The following is a 15,471-nucleotide window of genomic DNA, read 5'->3' as shown; positions in this document are numbered from 1 at the left end:
CGCTGGAGTCATGCCCTCGCGTCGACGTCCCAGCAAGCACGCGCGCGAGCACGTGCCGCTCGACGTGACGCGGATCCAGGGCGGCTCCACGCGTGAGGAGTCGTATGCCGGCACGCGCTGGACCGTGCGCTCGGTGAGCGGCGCGTCCGCCACCCGTGACTACCTGTGTCCGGGCTGCCAGCAGGACATCCCCCCGGGCCTCCCGCACGTCGTCGTGTGGCCGGCCGAGGGCGTGGGCGGGCTCGGGGACCGGCGGCACTGGCACACCGGCTGCTGGCAGAAGCGCGACGCCCGTCCGAGCGGCAACTCCTACCGCTGACGACTCGTCCTGTCGATGTATTCAGCCGGTCACCCGTGACCGGCTGGACACATCGAACCGCGGAGGGCGTCGGGGCGTGAGGGCCTCAGGCGTCGAGGACGGGGGCGAGCTCGCGGGCCACGAGCCGCAGGGGAGCGGTGTCGCGCTGCGCCCGGGCGAGCACGATGGCTCCCTCGAGGGCGCAGAGCATGAGGGTCGAGAGGGCCTGCGCCCGTCGGGGCGTCCGGCCCATCGAGACGAGGGCGTCGGTGATCGGGCGCTGCCACGTCCGCAGGGCCGAGTTGGCCGCCATCCGCACGGCCTCGTTGGTGTCCGCGCAGTCGATGACCGCGGCGGCGACCGGGCAGCCTCGTTCGAAGTCACGGGACGCGAGGTCGGTCGCCCAGTCGTCGACGACCGATGCGAAGAGCCGCGCGGGGGTCGGCCGTCTCATCCCGGCGAGGTGCTCGTCGACCCGTTCGGCGGCCCAGGTGCCGGCCCACTCGAGGGCCTCGCCGACGAGCTGGTCCTTACCTCCGGGAAAGTAGTGCTGGAGGGAGCCGCGCGGCGCGCCGGCGGCGACCACGACCTCTCGCAGCCCCGTGCCGGTGACGCCGGCCCGCCGCAGGTGTTGGGCGGTCTCGTAGACGATGCGCTCGCGCGGTCCGTGCGTGCTGGCTGACATGGTGCCTTCCGGTGCTCGACGTGGGTCTCGACTATGACACCTGTCATGACCGGACCGCTACTATGACAGTTGTCATATGGTGCGGAAGAGTCGGAGGCGGCAATGGAGACGCGAGTCGGGTTCATCGGTCTCGGCATCATGGGACGACCCATGGCCGCCAACCTGCGGCGCGCGGGTGTTCCTCTCTCCGTGTGGAACCGGTCTCCGGGTGGGGTCGCTGCGCTCGAGGCTCTCGGAGCCGTCGCGCGTCCCTCGCCGGCGGCCGTCTTCGAGGCGAGCGACGTCGTCCTGCTCATGCTGGCCCACGACGCAGCGGTCGACGAGGTCCTGCAGCGGGGGAGCGCTGCGTTCACGCGGATGGTGTCGGGGCGCACGCTCGTGCACCTCGGCACGACGTCGCCCGGCTTCTCTGCCGGGCTGGCCCGGGACGTCGAGGGGGCCGGCGGCGACTACGCCGAGGCACCCGTCTCGGGGTCGCGCATCCCGGCGGAGCGGGCGGAGCTCGTGGCCCTCGTGGGCGGGCGACCGGACGTCGTCGACCGCGTCGCACCGCTGCTCGCCCCGATGTGCCGCGAGGTCGTCCGGTGCGGCGAGGTCCCCGCGGGGACGGGCACCAAGCTCGCCGTCAACCTCTACCTCTGCACGATGGTCGCCGGGCTGGCGGAGGCCTTCCACCTCGCCGACCGTCTCGACCTCGACCTCGAGGTCTTCCGGCGTGCCCTCGACTCCGGTCCGATGGCGAGCGCGGTGTCGGCCGTCAAGCTCGCCAAGCTCGTGGCCCGTGACTTCGAGGCCCAGGCGGCGGTGCGCGACGTCCACACCAACACCCGGCTCATCGCCGAGGCGGCCCGGGCGGTCGGGGCGCACAGCCCGGTGCTCGAAGCGACCCGTGAGCTCTTCCGCGAGACCGAGGCCGCCGGGCTGGGGACGCTCGACATCGCGGCCGTCGTGACGGCGCTGGAGCGGTGGGACGCCGGCCGCCCGGGGTAGGGAGCGCCTCGTCGGGTCCCGGCACACGGCATACGCCATCGGGGGGCGTCGGCGGCTAGTGCCGGCGCTGGCGGGGGACGAGGACCTCCTCGTAGAGCAGCAGAGCCCCTGCGGCGAAGGGGATCGCGAGCAGCGCGCCGAGGATGCCGAGCAGGGCTCCACCGGCGAGTGCGGCGACGACCGTCACGGCGCCGGGAACCGCGACGGTGCGCTGCATGATGCGCGGCATGACGGCGTAGTTCTCGATCTGCTGGTAGACGATGAAGTAGATGATGACGATGAGCGCCTTCTTGGGCTCGTCGAAGAAGGCGACGACGGCGACGACGGTCGCCCCGAGGGTCGCGCCGATCATCGGGATGAGCCCGAGGAAGCCGACGAGCACCGCCAGCACGGCCGCGAACTGGAGCCCGATGAGGCTCATCATGATCCAGGCGAAGAACGCGTTGATCGCGGCCACCGCGACCTGGCCGATGGCGTACGACCCGACCCGGCGCATCACCTCCTCGGCGAGCGAGACCGTGCGCGGGCGCCGGCTGGCGGGGACGAGGGCGTAGGCCGCCTGCTTGACCGCGGGGAGGGAGGCGAGGAAGTAGAGGGTGAGGACGAGGACGGTCAACCCGCTGAAGACGCCGGTCGCGATGACCTTGCCCGCGTCGAGGACGCCGCCGAAGACGCCGGCCCACAGGTTGCCGTCGGCGACGCGCTTGTTGACCTCCTCCTGGATGCGCTGGACGAGCTGGTAGCGGTGGTCGACGTCCTGCACCCACGGGTTCGCCAAGAGGTTGTCGAAGAGCCGTGGGGCGTTCGTGGCGAGCTCGCCGCCCTGGTCGGCCACGGGCGGGATGACGACCCAGCCGACGAGCGCGAAGACGGCGAGCACGCCGAGGAAGACGATGGTGACGGCCCACCCCCGGCGCAGGTTGCGCCGGGTCAGCGCCTCGACGAGCGGGTTGAGCGAGAGCGTCAGGAAGAACGAGATGACGAGCAGCGTGATGACGGTGCCGAGCCGGCCGACCGCCTGCACGACGGCATACGCCGTGAGCACGCCGACGGCGCCCACGAAGCCGATGTAGAAGGGCGACTGCCGATTGAACGGGGTGCCGCTCTGACCGAAGTCGCGACGGCTGCCCTTGCCCCGCTTGCCGCCGCCGACCCCGGGCGGAGCCGGTTCGGTAGCGCCGGTCCCGTGGGGCCCGGCGGTGGCGCCGGGGGCGTCGGTCGCGGCGCGGGGTGGCGTGCTTCCGGCGGGCGTGCTGGCGTCGGACGACCCTTCCCCGAGCGGGAGCGTGGTCGTGAGGAGGTCGGGCTCGGGCGGCGCGTCGGGCGCCGCCGGGGGCTCGCCGTACGCGGCTCGCGAGGCGCGCTCGTCGAAGCCGAGGTCGCGGGCCCGGAACTCGTCCATCCGCGCGCGCTGGGCGCGGCGGTACGCCGTCCACCGTCCCCACATGCTCACGTCCGCGAGCCTACGTCAGGCACTCCCCACAGGGCCGGGTCGCCCGTGGCGTGTCAGTGCGGGGGACGCCCTGCCGGGCGCCGCGCCGCGCGCCGCCCCGCGCGCGACCGTGTCCCGGGCGGGAGGACATGCGGGTACGGGACAGGTGAACGAGAACACGGCGACGTCCCCGGCGGGGTCGCTCGCACACCGACCAGCTCGAGGAGCACCCATGCCCAGCGTGACCCGCAGCTTCACCGTCCATCCCGCGCCCGCGGTCGTCATCGACTACCTCAAGGACTTCGCGAACGCCGAGGAGTGGGATCCCGGCACCGAGTCGTGCACTCGCGTCGGCGACGGCCCGGTCGTGGTCGGTGCGCGGTGGCACAACGTCTCGAAGATCGCCGGCGTCACGACCGAGCTCGACTACGAGCTGACCGAGCTCACCGACACCCGGGTCGTCCTCGTCGGGCGCAACGACAGCGCGACGTCGACCGACACGATCACCGTCCTGCCCTCGGGTGAGGGCAGTGAGATCACCTACCACGCCGACCTCGACATGCACGGGCTCGCCAACCTCGCCGCGCCCGCGATGAAGCTCGTCTTCGAGAAGCTCGCGAACGACACCGAGGAGCAGCTGACCCGGGTGCTCGAGTCCCGTTGACGCAACCGACGAGGGCCGACCCACCGTGACGGTGGGCCGGCCCTCGTGCGACGGCTGCAGGACGGCTACTGGTCGGCGAAGCGGTTGATCGCCGACTCGAAACCCGCGCGCTTCTCGGGGTCGGTGACGCCGAGGCCCGGCTCGGGGGAGAGCGTCAGCACGCCGACCTTGCCCTGGTGGGCGTTGCGGTGGACGTCGAGCGCCGCCTGCCCCACCTCGTCGAGCGTGTACGTCTTGCTCAGCGTCGGGTGGATGAGCCCACGGTTGACGAGCTCGTTGGCCTCCCACGCCTCGCGGTAGTTGGCGAAGTGCGAGCTGACGATGCGCTTGAGGTTCATCCAGAGGTAGCGGTTGTCGTACTCGTGCATGTAGCCCGACGTCGACGCACAGGTGACGATGGTCCCGCCCTTGCGTGCCACATAGACGCTCGCGCCGAACGTCTCGCGGCCGGGGTGCTCGAAGACGATGTCGACGTCGTAGCCACCGGTCAGCTCGCGGATCTTCTTGCCGAGCCGCTGCCACTCGCGCGGGTTCTGCTCGGTGCCCTCGTCGTTCCAGAAGCGGTAGTCCTCGGCGTTGCGGTCGATGATGAGCTCGGCGCCCATGGCGCGGCAGATCTCGGCCTTCTCGGGCGAGGAGACGACGCAGATCGGGGTCGCGCCGCCGGCGAGGGCCATCTGCGTGGCGTAGGAGCCGAGGCCGCCGGACGCGCCCCAGATGAGCACGCGGTCGCCGAGCTTCATCGCGGCGCCGTTCTTGGAGATGAGCTGGCGGTAGGCGGTGCTGTTGACGAGGCCCGGGGAGGCGGCCTCCTCCCACGTCAGGTGGCCGGGCTTGGGCATCAGCTGGTTGGCCTTGACGATCGCGAGCTCGGCGAGTCCGCCGAAGTTCGTCTCGAAGCCCCAGATCCGCTGCTGCGGGTCGAGCATCGTGTCGTTGTGGCCCTCGGCGTCCTCGAGCTCGACCGAGAGGCAGTGCGCGACGACCTCGGTGCCGGGCTTCCACTTCGTCACGCCGGGGCCGGTGCGCAGGATGACGCCGGCGAGGTCGGACCCGACGACGTGGTAGGGCAGGTCGTGGCGCTTGGAGAACTCCGACATGCGGCCGTAGCGCTCGAGGAAGCCGAAGGTCGAGACGGGCTCGAAGATCGAGGTCCACACGGTGTTGTAGTTGATCGCACTGGCCATGACGGCGACGAGCGCCTCGCCCGGCGCCAGCTCCGGCACGGGTACCTCGTCGATGTGCAGCGACTTGCGCGGGTCCTTGTCGCGCGTGGCGAGCCCCTCGAACATGCCGACCTCGTCCTTGTGGACGGTCGCCCCGCGGTACGTGGCGGGGATCTCGATGTTCGCGTAGGTCTCCTGGGTGCGGTCGCCGGAGAGGATGGCGTCGCGGATGGCCTGCATTGAAGGTCCTTACGTCGCAGCGTCATTGGTGGGTCGAGACAGAGTCGAACCAGTGCGGTGTGTCCCCGAACGTAGCGAGACGTGACCCGCGGGTAGCCGCTTCTGAGACGGCCACCACAGGTGACCTGGGTCACGGGATAGCGTCAACGCGTGCGACGGACGACGGCGGGTCTCGGCTGCTGGCTCGTCCAGCCGGTCTACCTGCTCGCCGAGCTCCTCGTCGCCGCCGGCGCCTCGGCGACCTACAGCCTGCGCGACGACACGATCAGCGCGCTCGGGATGCTGACGTGCGCGCCCGGTCACGCGGGGTCGACGGTCGACGTCTGCTCCTCGGGCCATGCCGCGCTCGGCGTGGCGTTCGTCGTGTTCGGCCTCCTGCGGGCAGCGGGCGCCGTGCTGCTGCGACCGCGTCTCGGCGCCGGGGGATGGGCGCTCGCCGCCGTCTGGCTGTGGGTCGTGTCCGCGCTCTTTGCCGCCGCCGTCGGGCTCGTGCCCGTCGACCAGCACCCCGGGCGGCACGGGGTCGTGGCGGTTCCCGTCTTCGTCCTCCAGCCGCTCGCCGTCCTCGTCACCACCGAGGCGCTGCGGAGGTCACACGCCGTGTCACGGGGCGTCGCCGTGTCGGGTCTCGTGCTCGGCGGCCTCATGGTGGCCTCGGCTGCGGCGTTCGGGCTGCGTCTTGGGGACCCGACCTGGGTCGGTGCCCTCGAGCGCCTCGCCCTGTGGCCGACCTACCCGTGGCTGGCCGCCGTCGCCTGGGCGCTGCTCGGCGCCAGGAGGTCGGAGACGGTCGCGAAGGTGTAGCCGTCGTCGCGGAGCCTGCGGATGATCGCGGCGAGCCGGTCGATGGTGATGAGCCGGTCGTCCGAGCCCGTGTCGTGGGCGAGGACGATCGAGCCGGGACGCACCTGCGACGCGATGTCCTCGACGATGCCGTCCGGATGGCTGGCCACGAGGTCCTCGCGTGCCTGGGCCGACCACAGGACCGTCGTGAGGGACGACTCGGCGGCCGCGAGGAGCGAGGCCCCTCCGACGTGCCCGTAGGGCGGCCGGAAGAGCGTCGGCGCCACGCCGTACGTCTCCGTCATGAGCCGGGTCGTCCTCGTGATCTCGTCGGTGCACCGGGACCAGTCGAGCCGACCGAGGTCGGGGTGCTCGAAGGTGTGGTTCGCGAGCTCGTGCCGGCCGACGCTGTCGCGGTGCAGCGCGCCGTGGTCGCGCACGTTGCGCCCGAGGCAGAAGAACGTGGCGGGCACGTCCTCCGCCTCGAGCGCGGCCAGCACCCGTGGGGTCCAGTCGGGGTGCGGACCGTCGTCGAAGGTCAGCGCGACGCGGCGCTGATCGCCCGCACCCGCCCAGACGACCGAGGTGGCTGCCGCCGAGGGGGTGGATCGGTCGGGACGGACGGCGCTGACCGGGCTGCCGTAGAAGGGCAGCGGGGTGTTCTCGTCGAGCCGCTCCACGAGTCGCACCGCCCCGACGGCCCCGGCTGCTCCGACGGCTGCACCGGCTGCCGCGGTCAGGGCCTGACGGCGTGTGACCTCCATGTCAGCCGATGCTACGGGCAGCCCGCCGCGATCCTCGGGCGAGTCGGCACCACGCGTGCCACACTGGCGCCCGGTCGACGGGGAGGTCGACCGCGGGTCGAGGGAGGTGGACGTGCGGCGTGCCGTGGTGGGCGCTCTGGCTGCGGTCGTGATGGCCGGTGCCGGACTCGTCCCGCTGCTCGTCGCCGACGACCCGCTGCCGGTCCTGCGCAACGGCGCGGGCTGGCGCGCGACGTCCGTCCTCGCGCCTGCCGCGCTCGGCGACCGGCTCGTGGAGCCGCTGGCCGAAGCCCTCTGGCTCGTCGACGGCACGGTCCCCGCGGCCGGCGCGCGCACACGCGTCGCGGCCCAGGCGCTCCAGGACCTGCACGCCCTGACCGGACCGAACGGGGCCGTCGCGGCCGGCCCCGACGCCCCCTGGGCGTACGCGTGGCCACGGGACTCCGCCTTCGTCGCCGTCGCGTACGCCGAGACCGGGCACGTGGCCGATGCCGAGCGCGTCCTGGGCTTCCTCGCCCGCGTCCAACGGCCCGACGGCGGATTCGAGGCGCGCTACCGGCTGGACGGAACCGGTCCGCCGGACGACCGTCCTCGCCAGAGCGACGGCGCCGGGTGGGTGCTCTGGTCCCTCGAGCAGGTCAGGGTGGCGAGCCCCCGTGGGGTCCTGCCCGCTGGGCTGCGCGGACTGCGCGACCGGGCCTTCCGTTTCGTCCTGGCGCAGACGGCGGCGGGCACCCGCCTGCCCGAGGTGTCACCCGACTACTGGGAGGTGCCGGAGCGGCGGGTCACCCTCGGCACGGCGGCTCCGCTCGCCGCCGGGCTCGAGGCCGCGGCGGGGACCTTCGCGGCCGAGGGTGACACCGGTCGGGTGGACCTGGCCAGGCGGGCGGCTCGCGGGCTGCGGTCCCTGATCCGTGCGGAGTTCGGCCCAGCGTACGAGCGCCACGGACGGTCCGGAGGGCTCGATGCGGGCGTCACCATGCTCATGCCACCCTTCGCCGCAGTGGGCGACATGGCCGCGGAGCGTGCCTGGGAGCACTATCCGGTGCTGGCCCTGCGTGCCGGGGGTGGCCTCGCCCCCGGTGTCGAGTGGAAGGGGGACGGCGTCTCGTGGACGCCGGAGACCGCCATGGTCGCCTACACCGCAGCGGCCTCCGGACACCCTCTCGTCGCCGAGCGCTGGCTCACCTGGCTCGACGGGCACTGCACGTCGTGGGGGAGCCTGCCGGAGAAGGTCCTGCCGGACGGGAGCCCCGCAGGACCGGCGCCGCTCGCCTGGACCGCGGCCCTCGTCGTCCTCACCGAGGTCGAGCTGGCGGCGCAGCGCTCGGGCGTGGACGCGACGTCAGTGTCCGGCGTGGGCTGACGGCTCGACGAGCTCGACGAGGACACCGCCGGCGTCCTTGGGGTGGATGAAGTTGACGCGGCTGTCGCTCGTGCCGCGCCTCGGGGTGTCGTAGAGCAGCCGGAGGCCGCGCTCGCGGAGCGTCGCGCACACGGCGTCGATGTCGGCGACGCGGTAGGCGAGCTGCTGGATGCCCGGGCCGCTGCGGTCCAAGAACTTCGCGATCGTCGACTCGGGGGAGAGGGGCGCGAGCAGCTGGATGCACGAGCCCGAGTCGCCGACGCCCATCATCGCCTCGCGGACTCCCTGCTCCGCGTTCGTCTCCTCGTGGAGCATCCGCATCCCGTACGTCCCCTCGTAGAACGCGATGGCCGCGTCGAGGTCGGGGACCGCGATGCCGACGTGGTCGATGTGGGTGAAGAGGGGGTCGGGAGTCGCGCTCATGGTCCCAACGTAGGGCGGCGTGACGGCATACGGCTGCTGTATGCCGTGTGCGCTTGGTCATGCTCGTCGAGGGGCCTCGCGGGGTCGCGACTAGAGTTGACGGCGACATCCCCAATGACGTCGGAAGAGGCTTCACCCATGACTGCTGACCGTCCCACCTCCGTGATCGTCGCGGGCGCCCGCACCCCCATGGGTCGGCTGCTCGGCTCGCTCAAGGACTTCTCCGGGTCCGACCTCGGTGGCGTCGCCATCAAGGGGGCCCTCGAGAAGGCGGGCGTCGCCCCGGAGCAGGTCGACTACGTCATCATGGGTCAGGTGCTGCAGGCCGGCGCCGGCCAGATCCCGGCCCGCCAGGCCGCGCACGCCGCCGGCATCCCGATGACCGTCCCGGCCCTGACCATCAACAAGGTCTGCCTCTCCGGCATCAACGCCATCGCCATGGCCGACCAGCTCATCCGCGCCGGCGAGTGCGACGTCGTCGTCGCCGGCGGCCAGGAGTCGATGACCAACGCGCCGCACCTCATGACGAAGTCGCGCGAGGGCTACAAGTACGGCGACGTCACGATGCGCGACCACATGGCCTTCGACGGCCTCTGGGACGCCTTCACCGACCAGGCCATGGGTCTGCTCACCGAGCAGGCCAACACGGGCGAGCAGGCCTTCACCCGCGAGGAGCAGGACGAGTTCTCGGCGCGCAGCCACCAGCTCGCGGCCAAGGCGTGGAAGGACGGCCTCTTCGACGACGAGGTCGTCCCGGTGAGCATCCCGCAGCGCAAGGGCGACCCGGTCGTCTTCAAGAACGACGAGGGCATCCGCGCCGACACGACGACCGCGTCGCTCGGCGGCCTGCGCCCGGCCTTCAGCAAGGACGGCACGATCACGGCCGGCTCGGCGTCGCAGATCTCCGACGGTGCCGCCGCGGTCGTCGTCATGAGCAAGGCGAAGGCCGAGGAGCTCGGACTCACGTGGCTCGCCGAGATCGGCGCGCACGGCATGGTCGCCGGGCCCGACTCGACGCTCCAGCAGCAGCCCGCCCGCGCCATCGCCCGGGCCTGCGAGAAGGAGGGCATCACACCCGCCGACCTCGACCTCGTCGAGATCAACGAGGCCTTCGCGGCCGTCGGACTCGCGTCGGCCAAGGAGCTCGGCATCGACGTCGACAAGGTCAACGTCAACGGCGGCGCCATCGCCCTCGGCCACCCGATCGGCATGTCCGGTGCCCGCATCGCCCTGCACCTCGCGCTCGAGCTGAAGCGTCGCGGCGGCGGTGTCGGCGCGGCTGCCCTCTGCGGTGGCGGCGGTCAGGGTGACGCCCTCATCGTCCGCGTGCCCGCGACCGCCTGATCGCCCGGGTCCTGCACCGCGTGGCGCGCCGATCCGTCGACGTCCCCGCCCTGGTCGAGTCGGCCAGGGCGGGTTCGCCGCGCGCCGTCGCCCGCCTCATCTCCCTCGTCGAGGACGCCCACGAGTCCCTGCGCGAGGTGATGGCGGCGCTCGCGCCGCACGCCGGCAACGCGTGGGTCATCGGTCTCACCGGCTCGCCGGGCGTCGGCAAGTCGACGACGACGACTGCGCTCGTCGGCGCCTTCCGCGAGCGCGGCCTGCGCGTCGGCGTGCTCGCGGTCGACCCGAGCTCGCCGTTCTCGGGCGGGGCGCTGCTCGGCGACCGCGTCCGCATGCAGGACCACGCCCTCGACCCCGAGGTCTACATCCGCTCGATGGCCTCGCGCGGCCATCTCGGCGGGCTGTCGTTCACGACACCGCAGGCCATCCGGGTGCTCGACGCCGCCGGGTGCGACGTCGTGCTCGTCGAGACCGTCGGGGTGGGGCAGTCCGAGGTCGAGATCGCCGGGCTCGCCGACACGTCGGTCGTCCTGCTCGCGCCCGGCATGGGCGACGGCATCCAGGCCGCCAAGGCCGGCATCCTCGAGATCGGCGACGTCTTCGTCGTCAACAAGGCCGACCGCGACGGCGCCGACGCGACGGTCCGCGACCTGCGCCACATGATCTCGCTCGGCGACCGCACCGAGCCGGGTCTGTGGCGGCCTCCGGTCGTGAAAACCGTTGCGGCACAGAAGGTCGGCATCGACGAGGTGATGGAGGCGCTCGACAAGCACCGGGCGTTCGTCGAGGAGAACGGCGAGCTGGCACGGCGCCGTGAGCGTCGCGTCGCCGACGAGATCGAGACGATCGCGCTGACGACCCTGCGTGCCCGGCTCGGGCACGTCGGTGGTCACGAGGGCGTCGCCGCGCTGGCCCGTGACGTCATCGCCGGGCGCACCGACCCCTATGCCGCCGCCGACCGTCTCCTCGAGCAGCTCGGCTCCTGACCGGCGGGTTCGGGCTGGGTGGTTCACCGCGACACCTGAAGCCTGGCGTTGCGGTGGAGCTCGCGCTCAGCGCTGGAGAGCTACGCGGACTTCCTGTGTCGCTCGGGACTTCGCCTCGGCACGGAGGAGCACCGAACGCACCCACGCCTGCCGCCGCATCACCTGCTCGTAGCTGAACCGGTAGACGTCCCAGCCGGACAGGACCAGCTCGTCATAGCGCCAGCAGTCGACGACGAGCTGCTCTCTGCCAGTGTGGAACTCGTGGCTGTCCGCCTCGACGACGATCCCCAGCGACATGTCGACGAGGTCAGGGGTGACCCGTTCGCCGCCGGCCACGGCGATGCCGACCTGGGGACGGAGGTCGAGCCCCGGCACGTCGAGCGAGATCGCGCGGAGTACGGACTCGAAGGGGTTGGCCGCCTTGCTCGACGCGTGCGTGAGGACGCGAAGCACCCGCGGTCGTCCGGGCCCGCGGACCTGCTGCGCCAGGGTCGCGAGGTCGCCGGCCGACACCCGCCGGGACCGGAGCGCCGAGTCGGCGATGGCGAGAGCCTCGTCGAACGGGAGGTGGCGAGCGCAGTCGACCACGGTGCGAGCCGGTGACGTGATGCCTGCGGCCGCGTCCCGGGGGTCGATGAGGGAGGACCAGATCCGCGCCCGTGGCCGGGTCCCGGCCGCGATCTTGCGCCCTCGGGGCACGGTGACCTCCGGCTTCGGCGGCACCGTCTTGACCTTCCACCCGTGCGCGAGGGCCGCGGAGCGGTGGGAGACGACGGCGCTGAGCTCGTGCGCCACAGCCGTGGCGGCGTCGACGTCGCGAAGCAGGTACCGGCCGGGACGGGGGCGCAGGACGTGTCCCTCGACCACGGCTCGCCGAAGCTGCCGTTTCGAGACGAAGGGCCGCAGCTCGGCACGCGTCGCGACGCCGCCGAGTCGCCGCACCGCGTCCACCACCGGATCCACCACGCCAGCCTGCCGAGCCGTCGAGGGGTCTCGAGCGCGCTGTCCACAGGCTCTCGGAACACATGACGTGGGGGTCGTCGGCCGGGGTCCTGCGTATGGCGACCGCGCACTGGTGCGTGCTGTGTCGCGGGGGACCGCTCGCATGGCCCGCGGTGGCGCGGAGGGAGCGGGCGGCATACGGACGCGGGGGAGGGCCTGCAGGGGGACGCGGCGAGCGCGCGGCGGATGTAAATGGATGGCGCCGGGGACGCGGCGGTGTCACCGTCGAGGGATGGACATCATCCCGCTCGACCATGACGACGACGTCATGCTCAAGGAGCTCTTCGGCGTGGCCACGCGCAGCGAGTCCGTCTCGCGCGTGCAGCCGATCCAGCGCACCGAGGACGAGTTCCTCAAGATGGTGCGCTTCTCGTTCCCCGGCGAGCGCGAGGAGAGCGTGGTCGCGGTGGTCGACGGCTCACCCGTCGGCTGGGCCCGCGTGTTCTTCCCCGAACGCGACAACCTGGACAAGTGCTGGTCGCACCTCGAAGTCGACCCGCAGCACCGCGGGCAGGGTGTGGGAACCGCCCTCGTCGACTGGATGGAGCAGCAGGCCCGAGCGGCAGGCCGGGACATGCTCCTGACCGAGGTCTTCGTGCCGGTGGGCGACCGCGAGTCGCACGCCGACCGCGAGTTCGCCCTCCGCCGTGGCTTCACGGTGTCGAGCATCGAGATCGTGCGCTCGCTCCCGCTCCCGGTCGCGGCCGACGTCATGGCCGAGCACGAGCATCGCGCCGCCGAGGCGATGGGCGACCGGTACGAGCTGACCGTCCACGTCGACGGCGTGCCGGTCGAGCTGCGTCAGGGCGTCTGCGACGCGTCGAACCGGCTCATCCTCGACGCCCCCACGGGCGACGTCGAGTTCGAGCCCGAGTCGATGACCGTCGATGACTACGAGACGCTGCTCCAGCACCTGCGCGACACCGGTCGCACGATGGTCACGGCGGTCGCCGTGCACCGCGAGTCCGGCGTCGTCGCGGCCTATACCGACCTCTCCATCCCGTCCGGGGACCCGCACGTCGTCTTTCAGTGGGGCACCCTCGTGCTGCCCGAGCACCGCGGCCACCGGCTCGGCATGGCCGTCAAGATCGCGAACCTCGAGGAGCTGGCCCGCCTTGCGCCAGAACGGCGTTCGGTCCAGACGATGAACGATGAGCAGAACCCCTGGATGGTCCAGATCAACAAGGACCTGGGCTTCGCCATCATCGAGGAGGCACTGACGATGAAGAAGGCCTTCTAGGCCGAGCGGCTCGGTGGGGTGCTCGCGCGACGACGGCGAGGGCGGCATACGGTGAGGTCATGCTGATCGCCTTCTCCGTCGCCCCCACCGTCGCGGCCGACGACACCGGATCCGTGTCCGACGCCGTCGCCCGAGCCATCCGCGTCGTGCGCGACTCCGGTCTGCCGCACCGCACCGACGCGATGTTCACGACGATCGAAGGGGAGTGGGACGAGTGCATGGCTGTCGTCAAGCAGTGCTGCGACGTGCTGGCGGAGACCTCGCCGCGTGTCGGGCTCGTGCTCAAGGCCGACATCCGTCCCGGCTGGACGGGCGAGCTCGACGGCAAGCTCGAGCGGCTCGAGGATGCGCTCGGCCGTCAGCAGGATGAGTGAGGGCGACTGGGCCCTGCGCCCGCTCGCACCCGAGGACTGCGACGAGCTGGGCCGGGTGCACATGGCCATCTGGCGCGACGCGTACGCCGACCTCATGCCGGCCGACTACCTGGCCGGGCTGAGTGACGAGCGCTGCGCGGACCGCTGGCGTGAGCGGGTCGCCCTGCCGCCGGACGCGCCCCAGCGCACCCTCGTGGTCGTCGATTCTGACGGCCGGCTCGCGGGTTTCGGCAGCGCCGGCCCCAGTCGCGACGAGGACGCACCCTCCGAGTGGGAGCTGTATGCCGTCAACCTCGCCCCGCACGCCCGTGGCACGGGCGTCGCCGGCCGCCTCGTCGACGAGCTCCTCGGCGACCGTGACGCGACCTTGTGGGTCATCGAGGGCAACGCGAGGGCCAGGGCCTTCTACACGCGGCGCGGGTTCGTCGACGAGGGCCGGCGCGAGCTGCACCCGCCGACCGGCACCCCGGAAATGCGGATGGTCCGCCGTCTCGCCTGACACGCGCAGGACAATCTGCGCATAACGGGCATAGGTCGCCGGCGGGCGAGCGTGACCTGTCTGACATGGGCGCGTGTCGCTGCACGAACTGCGTCAGGAGTGTCCGGAAATGTCCTCGGCGAGCCGTTACCGCGGATTGGGGATGCAGCACGGTCCGTGCGTATCGTGGGTCGCGGCCGAACGCGCTCGGCCCGTCCCCCTGCGTCACCGAAAGGCTTTTCCATGCCCCGCACCGCGACTCGTCGACGTGCTCTTGCCGCCGCGCTCGCCTGCGCTGCCATGCTCTCTGCCTGCACCGGCAACTCCGACGACGGCACCGCCGGGACCGGCGGCTCGGCGACCCCCGTGGTCGCGGCCGATGCCGCCGACACGACCGCCGCTTCCGCCGTCGGTGCCGCAGCGACGTCCTCGCTCGACGCCTCGGCCGCCGGTACGGCTGCTCGCAGCAAGGCCTTCGTCGGTGCCGCGCTGCAGTCGGCGAACGCGTACGCCAAGACGCTGCCCGGGCGCACCGCCGCGGAGAAGGCCGACGCCGAGCTCGCCACGACCGGCGTCAAGGTGCTCGCGCTGTCCCGGGCTGGAGACGCCCCGGCGCAGATCCTCGCCCAGACGACGCTGAAGAAGACCGGTGCGGCCGTCCTCGTGCTGCTCGTCGGTGGCCAGTCCGGTGCGCCGTTCAAGGCGGCCGCGGTCACCCCGATGCTCCCGGACGCCAAGCTCGACGCCCTCGACCCGACGTCCGACGGCTCTGCCGCCGTCGCCGACGGCACGGGCCTGAGCGCCAAGCCCGACGACGTCGTCTCGGCTTTCGCCGCATCGGTGAAGTACCCCGACCCGACGGCGACCAAGGTGCTGGCCGACGACCCGCTCTCGGAGCAGCTGCGCCAGTCGGCCCGCGCGCAGTCGCAGGCCCTTAACAACCAGGGTGCCTTCACCCAGGAGCACGAGCCCAAGGGCGTCATCGGCGGCCTGCGCCTCAAGGACGGCAACGGCGCCATCGTCTTCGCCCACCTCGTGCGCAATGACGCCATCGCCATGCGCACCCCCGTCAAGCTCACCCCGGCCAAGGACCTGACGCTCCTGACCGGCATCAAGCAGATCACGACCGAGGCCAACCTCACCTCCAACGAGATCGTCGCCATCGTCATCCCTGCGTCCGGACAGGCGCGCATCGTCGCCGCTTCGGACCAGCTCGTCGCCGGCTCGGGTCGGTGA

17 protein-coding genes are annotated in these 15,471 nt (G+C 72.2%); 11 read left to right on the top strand and 6 right to left on the bottom strand.

Annotated elements, in window-relative coordinates:
- The first annotated feature begins 10 nt into the window (after positions 1–10).
- Positions 11–319, top strand: a complete 309-nt coding sequence (locus tag AB4Z14_RS09395; protein ID WP_056824342.1) for a hypothetical protein — start codon at positions 11–13, stop codon at positions 317–319.
- Positions 320–404: 85 nt separating this feature from the next.
- Here AB4Z14_RS09395 and AB4Z14_RS09390 read toward each other — a convergent pair whose 3' ends face one another.
- Positions 405–983, bottom strand: coding sequence for a TetR/AcrR family transcriptional regulator (locus tag AB4Z14_RS09390; protein ID WP_442274975.1), 579 nt, complete (start codon positions 981–983; stop codon positions 405–407).
- A 102-nt stretch (positions 984–1,085) separates the two neighbouring features.
- Here AB4Z14_RS09390 and AB4Z14_RS09385 point away from each other — a divergent pair, with 102 nt between their 5' ends.
- On the top strand, positions 1,086–1,973 hold the full coding sequence (locus AB4Z14_RS09385; protein ID WP_442274974.1) for an NAD(P)-dependent oxidoreductase: 888 nt from the start codon (positions 1,086–1,088) through the stop codon (positions 1,971–1,973).
- Between the two features lie 55 nt (positions 1,974–2,028).
- Here AB4Z14_RS09385 and AB4Z14_RS09380 read toward each other — a convergent pair whose 3' ends face one another.
- Positions 2,029–3,420 (bottom strand): AI-2E family transporter, encoded by a 1,392-nt coding sequence (locus AB4Z14_RS09380; protein WP_442275374.1) that lies wholly within the window; start codon positions 3,418–3,420, stop codon positions 2,029–2,031.
- 217 nt (positions 3,421–3,637) lie between these two features.
- Here AB4Z14_RS09380 and AB4Z14_RS09375 point away from each other — a divergent pair, with 217 nt between their 5' ends.
- A complete protein-coding gene (locus AB4Z14_RS09375; RefSeq protein ID WP_442274973.1) occupies positions 3,638–4,069 on the top strand; it encodes an SRPBCC family protein in 432 nt (143 codons plus the stop codon).
- Positions 4,070–4,134: 65 nt separating this feature from the next.
- Here the strand turns inward: AB4Z14_RS09375 and ccrA are convergent, their stop codons facing one another.
- Entirely contained in the window at positions 4,135–5,475 is a 1,341-nt protein-coding gene (gene ccrA / locus AB4Z14_RS09370) for a crotonyl-CoA carboxylase/reductase (protein WP_056770421.1), read from the bottom strand.
- A 150-nt stretch (positions 5,476–5,625) separates the two neighbouring features.
- On the opposite strand from ccrA, the gene AB4Z14_RS09365 reads away from it, so the two are divergent.
- A complete protein-coding gene (locus AB4Z14_RS09365) occupies positions 5,626–6,279 on the top strand; it encodes a DUF998 domain-containing protein (protein WP_442274972.1) in 654 nt (217 codons plus the stop codon).
- Here AB4Z14_RS09365 and AB4Z14_RS09360 read toward each other — a convergent pair.
- On the bottom strand, positions 6,207–7,022 hold the full coding sequence (locus AB4Z14_RS09360) for a polysaccharide deacetylase family protein (protein WP_442274971.1): 816 nt from the start codon (positions 7,020–7,022) through the stop codon (positions 6,207–6,209). The two genes, AB4Z14_RS09365 and AB4Z14_RS09360, sit on opposite strands and share 73 nt — an antisense overlap.
- Before the next feature lie 112 nt (positions 7,023–7,134).
- Here AB4Z14_RS09360 and AB4Z14_RS09355 point away from each other — a divergent pair, with 112 nt between their 5' ends.
- A complete protein-coding gene (locus tag AB4Z14_RS09355; RefSeq protein WP_442274970.1) occupies positions 7,135–8,388 on the top strand; it encodes a glycoside hydrolase family 15 in 1,254 nt (417 codons plus the stop codon).
- Here AB4Z14_RS09355 and mce read toward each other — a convergent pair.
- Positions 8,368–8,811, bottom strand: a complete 444-nt coding sequence (mce, locus tag AB4Z14_RS09350) for a methylmalonyl-CoA epimerase (protein ID WP_442274969.1) — start codon at positions 8,809–8,811, stop codon at positions 8,368–8,370. The genes AB4Z14_RS09355 and mce overlap by 21 nt on opposite strands.
- 138 nt (positions 8,812–8,949) lie before the next feature.
- On the opposite strand from mce, the gene AB4Z14_RS09345 reads away from it, so the two are divergent.
- Both AB4Z14_RS09345 and meaB read left to right on the top strand, forming a co-directional pair.
- Entirely contained in the window at positions 8,950–10,155 is a 1,206-nt protein-coding gene (locus AB4Z14_RS09345) for an acetyl-CoA C-acetyltransferase (RefSeq protein ID WP_056770408.1), read from the top strand.
- Positions 10,156–10,175: 20 nt separating this feature from the next.
- A complete protein-coding gene (gene meaB, locus AB4Z14_RS09340; protein ID WP_442274968.1) occupies positions 10,176–11,141 on the top strand; it encodes a methylmalonyl Co-A mutase-associated GTPase MeaB in 966 nt (321 codons plus the stop codon).
- A 66-nt stretch (positions 11,142–11,207) separates the two neighbouring features.
- On the opposite strand, the gene AB4Z14_RS09335 is transcribed toward meaB, so the two are convergent.
- Positions 11,208–12,104, bottom strand: coding sequence for a type IV toxin-antitoxin system AbiEi family antitoxin domain-containing protein (locus AB4Z14_RS09335; protein WP_442274967.1), 897 nt, complete (start codon positions 12,102–12,104; stop codon positions 11,208–11,210).
- Between the two features lie 271 nt (positions 12,105–12,375).
- Here AB4Z14_RS09335 and AB4Z14_RS09330 point away from each other — a divergent pair, with 271 nt between their 5' ends.
- From AB4Z14_RS09330 to AB4Z14_RS09315, 4 genes are all read left to right on the top strand, one after another.
- Positions 12,376–13,383, top strand: a complete 1,008-nt coding sequence (locus AB4Z14_RS09330) for a GNAT family N-acetyltransferase (RefSeq protein ID WP_442274966.1) — start codon at positions 12,376–12,378, stop codon at positions 13,381–13,383.
- A 59-nt stretch (positions 13,384–13,442) separates the two neighbouring features.
- Positions 13,443–13,757, top strand: coding sequence for a thiamine-binding protein (locus tag AB4Z14_RS09325; protein WP_442274965.1), 315 nt, complete (start codon positions 13,443–13,445; stop codon positions 13,755–13,757).
- Complete coding sequence (locus AB4Z14_RS09320; RefSeq protein WP_442274964.1) at positions 13,750–14,256, top strand: GNAT family N-acetyltransferase; 507 nt, start codon at positions 13,750–13,752, stop codon at positions 14,254–14,256. The genes AB4Z14_RS09325 and AB4Z14_RS09320 overlap by 8 nt, the downstream gene beginning before the upstream one ends.
- Positions 14,257–14,478: 222 nt before the next feature.
- A complete protein-coding gene (locus tag AB4Z14_RS09315) occupies positions 14,479–15,471 on the top strand; it encodes a hypothetical protein (RefSeq protein WP_442274963.1) in 993 nt (330 codons plus the stop codon).

The organism is Terrabacter sp. 2TAF16 (assembly GCF_052115065.1).
Classification (GTDB): Bacteria; Actinomycetota; Actinomycetes; order Actinomycetales; family Dermatophilaceae; genus Terrabacter.
Note: the sequence above shows the minus strand (reverse complement) of the source record. Positions and strands in the feature narration are given on the sequence as shown.

Excerpts from the sequence above, each read along its gene's own strand:
- AB4Z14_RS09320 (WP_442274964.1), top strand. The coding sequence starts at position 13,750 with ATGAGTGAGGGCGACTGGGCCCTGCGCCCGCTCGCACCCGAGGACTGC.
- AB4Z14_RS09315 (WP_442274963.1), top strand. The coding sequence starts at position 14,479 with ATGCCCCGCACCGCGACTCGTCGACGTGCTCTTGCCGCCGCGCTCGCC.
- AB4Z14_RS09395 (WP_056824342.1), top strand. The coding sequence starts at position 11 with ATGCCCTCGCGTCGACGTCCCAGCAAGCACGCGCGCGAGCACGTGCCG.
- ccrA (WP_056770421.1), bottom strand. The coding sequence starts at position 5,475 with ATGCAGGCCATCCGCGACGCCATCCTCTCCGGCGACCGCACCCAGGAG.
- mce (WP_442274969.1), bottom strand. The coding sequence starts at position 8,811 with ATGAGCGCGACTCCCGACCCCCTCTTCACCCACATCGACCACGTCGGC.
- AB4Z14_RS09360 (WP_442274971.1), bottom strand. The coding sequence starts at position 7,022 with ATGGAGGTCACACGCCGTCAGGCCCTGACCGCGGCAGCCGGTGCAGCC.
- AB4Z14_RS09375 (WP_442274973.1), top strand. The coding sequence starts at position 3,638 with ATGCCCAGCGTGACCCGCAGCTTCACCGTCCATCCCGCGCCCGCGGTC.
- AB4Z14_RS09390 (WP_442274975.1), bottom strand. The coding sequence starts at position 983 with ATGTCAGCCAGCACGCACGGACCGCGCGAGCGCATCGTCTACGAGACC.
- AB4Z14_RS09345 (WP_056770408.1), top strand. The coding sequence starts at position 8,950 with ATGACTGCTGACCGTCCCACCTCCGTGATCGTCGCGGGCGCCCGCACC.
- AB4Z14_RS09330 (WP_442274966.1), top strand. The coding sequence starts at position 12,376 with ATGGACATCATCCCGCTCGACCATGACGACGACGTCATGCTCAAGGAG.
- AB4Z14_RS09325 (WP_442274965.1), top strand. The coding sequence starts at position 13,443 with ATGCTGATCGCCTTCTCCGTCGCCCCCACCGTCGCGGCCGACGACACC.
- AB4Z14_RS09385 (WP_442274974.1), top strand. The coding sequence starts at position 1,086 with ATGGAGACGCGAGTCGGGTTCATCGGTCTCGGCATCATGGGACGACCC.
- AB4Z14_RS09380 (WP_442275374.1), bottom strand. The coding sequence starts at position 3,420 with ATGTGGGGACGGTGGACGGCGTACCGCCGCGCCCAGCGCGCGCGGATG.